This window comes from Stenotrophomonas sp. P5_A9 (assembly GCF_056400525.1).
Genome location: NZ_JBFULC010000105.1, coordinates 1 through 10,267 on the forward strand (window position 1 = coordinate 1; position 10,267 = coordinate 10,267).

General features: G+C 67.3%; 9 protein-coding genes and 1 riboswitch. Of the genes, 5 read left to right on the forward strand and 4 right to left on the reverse strand.

Annotation, left to right across the window (positions count from 1 at the left end; translation table 11 throughout):
- Nucleotides 1-45: 45 nt before the first annotated feature.
- The gene (locus tag AC1DR7_RS19600; protein WP_256775810.1) at nt 46-273 is read right to left on the reverse strand and encodes a glutaredoxin family protein; all 228 of its coding nucleotides are present in this window, start codon (nt 271-273) and stop codon (nt 46-48) included.
- A gap of 97 nt (nt 274-370) precedes the next feature.
- Here AC1DR7_RS19600 and AC1DR7_RS19605 point away from each other — a divergent pair, with 97 nt between their 5' ends.
- Nucleotides 371-1,753 (forward strand): L-serine ammonia-lyase, encoded by a 1,383-nt coding sequence (locus AC1DR7_RS19605; RefSeq protein WP_256775811.1) that lies wholly within the window; start codon nt 371-373, stop codon nt 1,751-1,753.
- Between the two features lie 177 nt (nt 1,754-1,930).
- Nucleotides 1,931-2,935 (forward strand): alpha/beta fold hydrolase, encoded by a 1,005-nt coding sequence (locus tag AC1DR7_RS19610; protein ID WP_457322247.1) that lies wholly within the window; start codon nt 1,931-1,933, stop codon nt 2,933-2,935.
- A 183-nt stretch (nt 2,936-3,118) separates the two neighbouring features.
- Here AC1DR7_RS19610 and AC1DR7_RS19615 read toward each other — a convergent pair whose 3' ends face one another.
- From AC1DR7_RS19615 to metX, 3 genes are read right to left on the reverse strand one after another with little or no spacing between them, the layout of a single operon-like run.
- On the reverse strand, nt 3,119-4,186 hold the full coding sequence (locus AC1DR7_RS19615; protein ID WP_478053058.1) for a homoserine dehydrogenase family protein: 1,068 nt from the start codon (nt 4,184-4,186) through the stop codon (nt 3,119-3,121).
- The gene (locus tag AC1DR7_RS19620) at nt 4,183-5,427 is read right to left on the reverse strand and encodes an O-succinylhomoserine (thiol)-lyase (protein WP_457319747.1); all 1,245 of its coding nucleotides are present in this window, start codon (nt 5,425-5,427) and stop codon (nt 4,183-4,185) included. The genes AC1DR7_RS19615 and AC1DR7_RS19620 overlap by 4 nt, the downstream gene beginning before the upstream one ends.
- The gene (metX, locus tag AC1DR7_RS19625) at nt 5,424-6,455 is read right to left on the reverse strand and encodes a homoserine O-succinyltransferase MetX (protein ID WP_457319749.1); all 1,032 of its coding nucleotides are present in this window, start codon (nt 6,453-6,455) and stop codon (nt 5,424-5,426) included. Before metX ends, AC1DR7_RS19620 begins: the two co-directional genes overlap by 4 nt.
- A 78-nt stretch (nt 6,456-6,533) precedes the next feature.
- A riboswitch (SAM riboswitch) is annotated at nt 6,534-6,654 on the reverse strand.
- A gap of 160 nt (nt 6,655-6,814) precedes the next feature.
- On the opposite strand from metX, the gene AC1DR7_RS19630 reads away from it, so the two are divergent.
- The 3 genes from AC1DR7_RS19630 (at nt 6,815) to trhA (ending at nt 10,115) form a co-directional block, all read left to right on the forward strand.
- Nucleotides 6,815-7,708, forward strand: a complete 894-nt coding sequence (locus AC1DR7_RS19630; protein WP_457319751.1) for a M23 family metallopeptidase — start codon at nt 6,815-6,817, stop codon at nt 7,706-7,708.
- 75 nt (nt 7,709-7,783) lie between these two features.
- Entirely contained in the window at nt 7,784-9,388 is a 1,605-nt protein-coding gene (locus AC1DR7_RS19635; protein ID WP_256775817.1) for a peptide chain release factor 3, read from the forward strand.
- A gap of 91 nt (nt 9,389-9,479) precedes the next feature.
- On the forward strand, nt 9,480-10,115 hold the full coding sequence (trhA, locus tag AC1DR7_RS19640; RefSeq protein WP_457319753.1) for a PAQR family membrane homeostasis protein TrhA: 636 nt from the start codon (nt 9,480-9,482) through the stop codon (nt 10,113-10,115).
- Nucleotides 10,116-10,267: the final 152 nt, after the last annotated feature.

Consider the following 10,267-nt stretch of genomic DNA (forward strand, 5'->3'; position numbering starts at 1 on the left):
GCCCTGACGGCGCCAGGAGCCARGGCAGCCGACCAACGGTCGGCTCTACGCTTGCCCGCTGATCCAGACCTGCACCGCCGCCACATCGAACGGCCAGTCCAGCTCCCGCCCCTGCGCATCGCGCAGCACCGGCACGCGCAGGCCGTAGCGGGCCTCCAGCGCCGCGTCATCGTCGATGAACACACTGTCCAGGCCCGATACCCGGGCCTGGGCCAGCACCGCCAGGGCCTGGTCGCACAACTGGCAGTCATCACGCTGGAACAAGGTAAACACCGGCCCACCCGCCTTGGAAAATGTTGCGCCGCAGCCAGAGCCGGCGGCGCGAAGCGCATAGAATAGCGCTCCATCCGATACCCGCAGTTTGGCAATCATGGCTGTCAGCACGTTCGACGTTTTCAAGATCGGCATTGGCCCGAGCTCCTCGCACACCGTGGGACCGATGAAGGCCGCCGAACGCTTCGTGCACCGCTGGTTGCTGGATCCGGGCCGCCTGCAGGACGTGGTGCGCATCCGCGCCGACGTGTACGGCTCGCTGGCCCTGACCGGGCGCGGCCATGGCACCGACAAGGCGGTCCTGCTCGGGCTGGAGGGGCAGCGCCCGAACCTGATCGACCCGGATATCATCCCGGCAACCCTCGAACGCATCCGTAGCAGCAAGCGGATCCAGTTGATGGGCACCCATGAGATCGCCTTCGACGAGAAGCGCGACCTGGGCCTGAACAAGCGGCAGAAGCTGCCCTACCACACCAACGGCATGCGCTTCACCGCCTATGACGCGGACGAGCAGGTGATCGCCACCCGCGATTACTACTCCGTCGGTGGCGGCTTCGTGGTCAACCAGGACGACGCGGCCGATGATCGCATCGTGCCTGATGAAACGCCGTTGCCGTATCCGTTCAAGAGCGGCGACGAACTGCTCGCGCAGACCGCGCGCAGTGGGTTGAGCATCGCCCAGATGATGTTCGAGAACGAAAAAAGCTGGCGCAGCGAAGACGAGATCCGCGAGCAGCTGCGCGAGATCTGGGGTGCGATGCAGGCGTGCGTGGCGCGCGGCATCCGCCAGGAGGGTACCCTGCCCGGCGGCCTGCATGTCTCCCGCCGCGCCCCGGCGCTGTACCGCGAGCTGTCGTCCAAGCCCGAAGCAGCCATGCGCGATCCGCTGACCACGTTGGACTGGGTCAACCTGTACGCGCTGGCAGTCAATGAAGAAAACGCCGCCGGTGGCCGCGTGGTCACCGCGCCGACCAATGGCGCGGCCGGCGTGCTGCCCGCGGTCCTGCATTACTTCGACCGCTTCTGCCCGGGCGCCAACGAACAGCGCGTGTTCGATTTCCTGCTGACCTCGGCGGCGATCGGCATCCTGTACAAGGAAAACGCCTCCATTTCCGGTGCCGAAGTCGGTTGCCAGGGCGAAGTGGGCGTGGCCTGCTCGATGGCCGCCGGTGGCCTGGTTGCCGCACTCGGCGGCAGCCCCAGCCAGATCGAGAACGCCGCCGAGATCGGCATGGAACACAACCTTGGTCTGACCTGCGACCCGATCGGCGGGCTGGTGCAGATCCCGTGCATCGAACGCAACGCGATGGGCGCGGTCAAGGCGATCAACGCCTCGCGCATGGCCATGCGCGGCGACGGCAAACACAAGGTATCGCTGGACAAGGTCATCAAGACCATGCGCGACACCGGGCGCGACATGCAGGACAAGTACAAGGAAACCAGCCGCGGCGGCTTGGCGGTCAACGTCATCGAGTGCTGATCGATCGCCCCGGTAGAGCCGACCGTTGGTCGGCTTGTCCACCATCGCGGGAAAATGCAGCCGACCAACGGTCGGCTCTACGCGGTGTGGAAATGCAGCCGACCATCGGTCGGCTCTGCGCAACAGCATCATCGCGGTGCCTCCAGTAAAGTCGGGCTTCCCCTTCCGGAGACCGCCATGCGCATCCTGGCCGCCGCCCTGCTCGCCTGCCTGCCCCTGACTTCACTCGCCGCCGACACCTATGGCCCACGGCTGGAAGGCTTCGAGTACCCCTACCCGGTGAAGATCTTCCAGTTCGACGCACAGCGACAACCACTGGAGATGGCCTACCTCGATGTCCCGCCGGCCGGCAAGGCCTTCGCCGGCACGGTCGTACTGCTGCACGGCAAGAACTTCTGCGCAGCCACTTGGCAGGACACCATCCAGGCGCTGAGCGCCGCCGGTTACCGGGTGATCGCACCGGACCAGATCGGCTTCTGCAAATCCAGCAAGCCCGAGCGCTACCAGTATTCGTTCGGCCAGCTGGCCGCCAATACCCACGCCCTGCTCGCCCATCTTGGGCTCGACGCGGCCCAGGTCGACCTCGTCGGCCATTCGATGGGTGGCATGCTCGCCGCGCGCTATGCGCTGATGTATCCGCATCAGCTGCGGCACCTGGCGCTGGTCAATCCCATCGGGCTGGAAGACTGGAAGGCCAAGGGCGTGCCCTGGCGCAGCGTGGATGCGTGGTATGCCGGCGAGTTGAAGACCAGTTTCGACAGCATCAAAAAGTACCAGCTGGAGGTGTATTACAACGGCCAGTGGAAGCCCGGGTACGCGCACTGGGTAAGCATGCAGTCACGCATGTACGACGGCCCGGGGAAGCAGGCGGTGGCCTGGAGCCAGGCGCTGACCTCGGACATGGTGTTCAACCAGCCGGTGGTCTACGAGCTGCCGCGGATCACCGTGCCGACCACGTTGTTCATCGGCCAGACCGACCGCACCGCGATCGGCCGCGATCTGGCACCGCCGGCATTGAAGGCGACGCTGGGTGACTATCCGGCACTGGGCAAGGCGGCGGCGGCAGCGATTCCCGGCGCGACGTTGGTGACCTTCGATGATCTCGGCCATTCCCCGCAGGTGCAGGACCCGAAGCGATTCAACGCGGCGTTGGTGAAGGCGCTGAAGGAAACCCACCGGTAGAGCCGAGCCATGCTCGGCTGCATCTCTGGCGCGGCGCGTGAGGTCGTTCATCGTGGCCGTKAGGTCGTTYATCGCGCGAASGGCAGCCGAGCGTGGCTCGGCTCTACCCGGCCGTTAGGTCGTTYATCGCGCGAASGGCAGCCGAGCGTGGCTCGGCTCTACCTGTCGCGCGCGACACATTGGCTACCGCCGCACGATCGCCAGCACGTCATCCAGCAACGCCGCGGCGGTGACCTCCGCGCCCGCGCCCGGGCCTTGGATCAACAACGGCTGGGCGGGGTAACGATCGCTGTGAATGGCCACGCGATTGTCGGTCTGCGCGCCACCGGCCAGCGGGTGATCCAGCGGCAGGATGCGCAGGCCCACCGACGCACCGTCGTGGTCGAAACCGCCGACGAAGCGCAGGCATCCATTCTGCTCGCGGGCCTGCTGCCAGTAAGCCTGCAGCGGGGCGTCCAACAACGCCAACTGTGACACGGCCGCGTCGGTCGGCAGCGCGGCGAGCGCCGCAGGCACCAGCGAGGCGACCTCGACCTGCTCGGCCCGCAACGCGATGCCGCTGGCGCGCGCCAGGATCAGCAGCTTGCGGCGCACGTCCTCCCCGGACAGGTCCACGCGCGGATCCGGTTCGGTGTAGCCGGCCGCAGCCGCCTGCCGCACCCAGTCGGAGAACGCACGCTGGCCGTCATAGTGATGGAACAGCCATGCCAGCGAACCGGACAACACCCCTTCCACGCGATGGATGCGATCCCCCCCGGCGACCAGCGCGCGCAGACTGCTCAGCAGCGGCAGGCCGGCACCCACGGTGGCGCTGTCGCCGTACTGCGCATCGCCTTCCTCGCGGCCGTCGGTGATGGCCTGCGCACGTGCCAGCTGCGCGCCCTGGCCCAGCTTGTTGGCGGTGACCACGTGCACACCACGGGCCAACCACTGCTCGTGCCAGTTGGCGACCTCGTCGCTGGCGGTCGCATCGACCACCACATCGCCACGCTGCAGCCCGTCGGCCTCGGCCCAGGGCTGCAGCGGCGGCACGCTGCGCGCGGCCAGGTTGGCCTGCTGCAGTTCGTGCTCCGGGCCCCGTTCGCAGGCACGCGCAGTGCGCGAATTGGCCAGCCAGGAAAATGCCGGCAATGCCATGCCGCGCGCCTGCAGCGACTGGTAACGCTGCACGAACGCCGTGCCGACGGTACCGGTGCCCAACAACGCCAGCCGGCGCGCCGGTGCGGGCGCTAGGTTCAGCACCGCACTCATGCATCCACCTGTTTGCGCACGGCAGCCTTGGCCTGCAGGTCGATCACGGCCTGCGCGCGCTCCAGCCCGGCCTGCAGATCGGCGAGCAGGTCTTCGGCGGATTCGATGCCCACCGACAGGCGCAACAGGCCTTCGCTGATGCCGGCATGGGCGCGCGCCTCGGGGGTCATCGCGGCATGGGTCATGGTCGCCGGATGCGCTACCAGGCTTTCCACGCCACCGAGCGATTCGGCCAGGGTGAAGCAGCGCAACCCATCAACGAATGCGCGCACCGCCGCGTGCGGATCATCGCCCTCGCACGAGGCCAGTTCGAAGGACAGCATCGCGCCGAAGCCGTCCTGCTGGCGCGCGGCGATGGCGTGGCCGGGATGATCGGCCAGCCCCGGGTAGTAGACGTTGGCCACCGCATCGCTGGCGACCAGCAGGTCGACCACCTCGGCGGTGTTCTCCTGGTGCGCACGCAGGCGCGCGCCGAGCGTGCGCAGGCCACGCAGGGTCAGGAACGCATCGAACGGCGACCCGGTCAGGCCCAGCGCGTTGGCCCACCACACCAGCTGCTCATGCACCGCCGCATCGCGTGCGATCACCGCACCGCCCACCACGTCGCTGTGGCCGTTGATGTACTTGGTGGTGGAGTGCAGCACCACGTCCGCCCCGAAGGCGATCGGCTGCTGCAGCGCCGGTGACAGGAACGTGTTGTCCACCACCACCTTGGCCCCGGCCTTGTGCGCGGCATCGATGACGAAACGCAGGTCGGTGATGCGCAGCAGCGGGTTGGACGGGGTTTCGATCAGCACCAGCGTCGGCGACTGCGCCAGCGCATCGGCAAGCGAACGCGGGTCGGTCAGGTCGGCGGTGATCAGGCCGAAGTGGCCCTTCTTGGCCAATGCGTTGAACAGACGCCAGCTGCCACCGTAGGCATCATGCGGCACCACCAGCGTATCGCCGGGCTGCAGCAGCGCGTTGAGCACCAGGTTGATCGCGCCCATGCCGGTGGAGGTGATCACCCCACCCGCGCCGCCTTCCAGTTCGGCCAGCGCTTCGCCAAGCAGGTCGCGCGTGGGATTGCCACTGCGGGTGTAGTCGTACTGGCGCTTGTTGCCGAAGCCATCGAAGCTGAAGTTGGACGACAGCACGATCGGCGGCGTCACCGCACCGTGGGCGGTGTCGCGGTCGATGCCGGCGCGCACGGCGGCGGTGACGCGGCTACAGGACGGCTCGGTACCGGTGGACAGGCTCATGCGGTTTCTCCCAGGGAACGAATGGCGGTGGCGAGGATCGCGTCGATGCGATCGGTTTCTTTGAGAAAGGCATCGTGGCCGTACGGCGAGCGCAGCACGCGCAGGCTGCCGCGCGGCCCCAGCCCTTCGACCAGGCCAACGCAATCGGCCAGCGGCACCAGACGGTCGCCTTCCACGGCCACCACCACGGTCGGCAGGTGGATGGCGGTCGGGTCGACGCGGTGCAGGTCGATCGATTCGGACAGGCGCAGGTAGGCGTCCACCGCGGTGCGCGCCACGTACTGCGCGCCGGCGGCATCGAGGTAATCCTCGGCGGCCACGCGCACGCGGCCGTTGACCACTTCCGGCGGTGCATCGAAGCGCTCGCCGAATTCTTCCGGCGTGCGGTAGCTGAGCATCGCGAACTGCCGCGCCAGGGCCAGCCCGTGGCCTTCGGCGCATTGCAGCTGGCCCAGGGCCACCGCACGGCGCTGCAGTGCGCGCCAGGCCGAGGCGTAGGGATGCGGACGATGCGCGCCGCTTACCGCCACCAGCTTGAGCAGACGCGGGCGATGGCGGATGGCGAACTGCTGGCCAACCAGTGCACCGTAGGAATAGCCGACGAAGCACAACACCTGGGCAATGCCGAGATGGTCGAGCAGCAGTGCCAGCGCGTCGGCCTGGTCGGCCGTATCGATGGGCAGGTCCAGCGCGCCGTCGGCACCGATGAAATCGAAGGCGAGGATGCGCTGCTCGGCTGGGTCCAGTGCGCGGCCGGCGGCGACAAGCCCTTCGGCCCAGCCTTTTTCCGGGAATTCGGTGTTGGCGGCCACGTGCCGATGCGCGGAAATGCCCCCGGCCAGCACCACCACCGGTGCACCCGCACGCCCCACCAGTTCATAGCGCAGGCGTACCGGACGGGCACCGGCGTGGCGCATCGACAGCACCGCGGCGATTTCGCCGCGCACGGCGTTGGACCCGGCGTCGAGCGGGACGCTGATCGGTGCGAAGGCGTCGGTGGCAACAGCGGTGGCGGTGGCGAAACCCATGGCGGTATCCAAAGTAGGAAAACGGCCATCGAGCTTTCGCGGAGCTCGCGTTCGAAGCGCACGCACGGTGCACGGTTCGAACCATCTTTCGGAAGACACCAACGGTCTCCGCAGGATTTGGCACCTACGCAGGTCGCTTTCGCGTCTGCGGGCTGCCCCGGCTTCAAAGGGCCTGTCCCTCTGCCGGTCTCGATGGTGGAGCCACGATGCCAGCCCCTTTCAGCGATGTCAATCCTTTCATCGGGATGAAGCGATATAGTTTTTTCTCATCAGGGCGCCACCCGCACGCACCGAGCGTCGCGCTTTCCTGAACGGACCCGGTTGCGTACAGTCGCGCCCATCTCCACCGGATCCCCGCCATGCGCCGTGCGCTGCTGCTGACCTTGCTGTCGTGTCCTCTCGCCCTCCAGGCCGCCAGCGTGCCCGGCAATGCCGCCTGGCGCTCGGGCTGGGGCCTGGTCGAGCAGGCCCACGCCGCCGCGCCGGCCAACCGCCTCGATGCGGGCATTGCCACGGTCAAGCTGGAGGGCGGTGGCAGCCGCTGGCAGGCTCGCGTGGACAACCACCTGTTCGGGCCGGTGCAGATCGCACTGCGCCAACCGGCCGGCGCCACGGCGTTGCCCGGCCTGCCGCTGCAGGCGGTGCTGGCCGGCTCGGCCAGCGTCGTGGTGACCCGCCTGCAACTGTCGTCGGACATACCACGGCTGGACCTGCTGCTCGATGCGGTGCCCGGCGATCCCACCGCCACGGCCCAGGACGTGGCCTACCAGCTGCCTTTCGATGCCAGGCGCTTCCAGGTCACCCAGGCTCCGCAGGGCCGTTTCAGCCACACCGATGCGGAGAACCGCGACGCCATCGACTTCGCCCTGGCCGAAGGGACCTCGGTGCTCGCCGCGCGCGCCGGCCGGGTGATGCAGGTGCAGGGCAATTTCGACGGGAACGGACAGGACCCGGTGCGCGATCGGGCGCGGGCCAACTTCATTCGGATCCTGCACGAAGACGGCAGCATGGCCGTCTACGCGCACCTGCAGGCCAACGGCGTCCTGGTGCGCAGCGGCCAGCGGGTCGACGCTGGCCAGCGGATCGGCCTGTCGGGCAACACCGGTTTCAGCACCGCGCCGCACCTGCATTTCGTGGTCCAGACCAACAGTGGCATGCAGCTGCGGTCGGTGCCGGTACGGATCGTGACCCCGCAGGGCGAGCTGCACTTCGCCCGCGAAGCCGATCCGGGCGGCCCCGCCGCCCTGCCCTGACCCCGGCCACGCCCGCCCCCGCTATACTGGACGGCTTATCTCCATGAAAAGCGCCCCGGGCGGGCGCGTCACGCCATGTCCGAAGTCGCCAACGAAGCCGCGCGCCGCCGCACCTTCGCCATCATTTCCCATCCTGACGCCGGCAAGACCACGCTGACCGAAAAGCTGCTGCTGTTCGGCGGTGCGATCCAGATGGCCGGTTCGGTGAAGGGCCGCAAGGCCGCGCGCCACGCAACGTCCGACTGGATGGCGCTGGAAAAGGAGCGCGGGATCTCGGTCACCTCCTCGGTGATGCAGTTCCCTTACGAAGGCAAGATCGTCAACCTGCTCGACACCCCCGGCCACGCCGACTTCGGCGAGGACACCTACCGCGTGCTCACCGCGGTGGACTCGGCGCTGATGGTGATCGACGTGGCCAAGGGCGTGGAAGAGCGCACCATCAAGCTGATGGAAGTGTGCCGCCTGCGCGATACCCCGATCATGACCTTCATCAACAAGCTCGACCGCGAGGGCAAGGAGCCGATCGACCTGCTGGATGAAGTGGAGAGCGTGCTCGGCATCCAGTGCGCGCCGGTGACCTGGCCGATCGGGATGGGCCAGCGCCTGAAAGGCGTGGTCCACCTGATCAGCGGCGAAGTCCACCTGTACGAACAGGGCCGCAACTTCACCCGCCAGGATTCGACCATCTTCCCGTCGATCGATTCGCCAGGCCTGGCCGAGAAGATCGGTGAGCGCATGCTGGCCGACCTGCGCGACGAGCTGGAACTGGTGCAGGGCGCCAGCCACCCGTTCGACCTGGAGGCCTACCTGGCCGGCAAGCAGACCCCGGTGTTCTTCGGCTCGGGCGTGAACAACTTCGGCGTGCAGCCGCTGCTGGACTTCTTCGTCGAGCACGCGCCGTCGCCGCAGCCGCGCGCCACCACCGGCCGGGTGATCGCGCCGGAGGAAAACAAGCTCACCGGCTTCGTGTTCAAGATCCAGGCCAACATGGACCCGCAGCATCGCGACCGCGTGGCCTTCATGCGGATCTGCTCGGGCCGGTTCGTCGCCGGCATGAAGACCTTCCACGTGCGCACCGGCAAGGAAATGAAGCTGGCCAACGCGCTGACCTTCATGGCCAGCGATCGCGAGATCGCCGCCGAAGCGTGGCCGGGCGATGTCATCGGTATCCACAACCACGGCACCATCTCCATCGGTGACACCTTCACCGAAGGCGAGGCGGTGAGCTTCACCGGCATCCCGAACTTCGCCCCGGAACTGTTCCGCCGCGCACGCCTGCGCGATCCGCTCAAGCTCAAGCAGCTGCAGAAGGGCCTGGCCCAGCTCTCCGAAGAAGGTGCCACGCAGTTCTTCCGCCCGCTGATGAGCAACGATCTGATCCTCGGTGCGGTGGGTGTGCTGCAGTTCGACGTGGCCGCCTACCGCCTGAAGGACGAGTACGGCGTGGAAGCCACCTTCGAGCCGGTCAGCGTGACCACGGCGCGCTGGGTCACCTGCAGCAACGAGAAGAAGCTGGAGGAGTTCCGCGAAAAGAACGCGGGCAACCTGAGCATCGATGCGGCCGGGCAGCTGGTGTATCTGGCACCGACCCGGGTCAACCTGCAGCTGGCGCAGGAGCGTGCGCCGGATGTGCGCTTCGCTGCCACGCGCGAAGCGGCACACAGTATTTCGGTCGGCTGATACCGCGTCTGAACAGGCCCGCGTGCATGCGCGCGCCATCGCGGCGATGATAGGGGGGAGCGGGTCCCCCCTCCCCGCAGTGTCGATCGCCATGACTACAGTTGCTTCCGTACGTGAAGAAATCGCCAGCGCGCTGACCCACGGGCTCGGCGCGGTGGCCGCGCTGGCCGCCAGCGCTGTGCTGATCACCCTGGCCGCCATCTATGGCGACGGCTGGCAGTTGGCCAGCGCGATCGTGTTCGGGGTGGCGTTGCTGCTGCTGTACACGGCCTCCACGCTGTACCACGCGATCCAGCACCCGGTCGTCAAGGGTCGGCTGAAGGTGTTCGATCACTGCGCCATCTACCTGCTGATCGCCGGCACGTATACGCCGTTCACGCTGATCGGGCTGCGTGGCGGTCCGTGGGGCTGGGGCATGTTCACCGCGATCTGGGTGCTGGCCTTTGCCGGGGTGATCTTCAAGCTGTTCTTCACCGGGCGCTTCAAGCTGCTGTCGACGATCATCTACATCGCGATGGGCTGGATGGTGATGGTGGCGATCAAGCCGATGTGGGCCTCGATCGATGGCTGGACGTTGGGTTGGCTGCTCGCTGGCGGGCTGTCCTATACGTTGGGCACGTATTTCTACCATCGCGAATCGATCCGTTATTCGCACGCGATCTGGCATCTGTTTGTGATCGGCGGCAGTGTCTGTCATTTCGTCGCGGTGACTGCGCAGATTCTTTGAGGGTGTTGTTTTTTTCGGCAACTTTTTAAGGTCAAGGTCAAGGTCAACTTCAACTGCTGGAGCCGGTTGGCCGGTGCTGTCGGCCGGGTCGGGGCGGGTGGGTTGGCGGGACACGCCGTGAATCCATCCCTGGAGGCTCGTGGGCGCCATCC

Coding starts and splice junctions, on each gene's coding strand:
- AC1DR7_RS19605 (WP_256775811.1), top strand. CDS start 371: ATGGCTGTCAGCACGTTCGACGTTTTCAAGATCGGCATTGGCCCGAGC.
- metX (WP_457319749.1), bottom strand. CDS start 6,455: ATGGGTTTCGCCACCGCCACCGCTGTTGCCACCGACGCCTTCGCACCG.
- AC1DR7_RS19620 (WP_457319747.1), bottom strand. CDS start 5,427: ATGAGCCTGTCCACCGGTACCGAGCCGTCCTGTAGCCGCGTCACCGCC.
- trhA (WP_457319753.1), top strand. CDS start 9,480: ATGACTACAGTTGCTTCCGTACGTGAAGAAATCGCCAGCGCGCTGACC.
- AC1DR7_RS19635 (WP_256775817.1), top strand. CDS start 7,784: ATGTCCGAAGTCGCCAACGAAGCCGCGCGCCGCCGCACCTTCGCCATC.
- AC1DR7_RS19615 (WP_478053058.1), bottom strand. CDS start 4,186: ATGAGTGCGGTGCTGAACCTAGCGCCCGCACCGGCGCGCCGGCTGGCG.
- AC1DR7_RS19610 (WP_457322247.1), top strand. CDS start 1,931: ATGCGCATCCTGGCCGCCGCCCTGCTCGCCTGCCTGCCCCTGACTTCA.
- AC1DR7_RS19630 (WP_457319751.1), top strand. CDS start 6,815: ATGCGCCGTGCGCTGCTGCTGACCTTGCTGTCGTGTCCTCTCGCCCTC.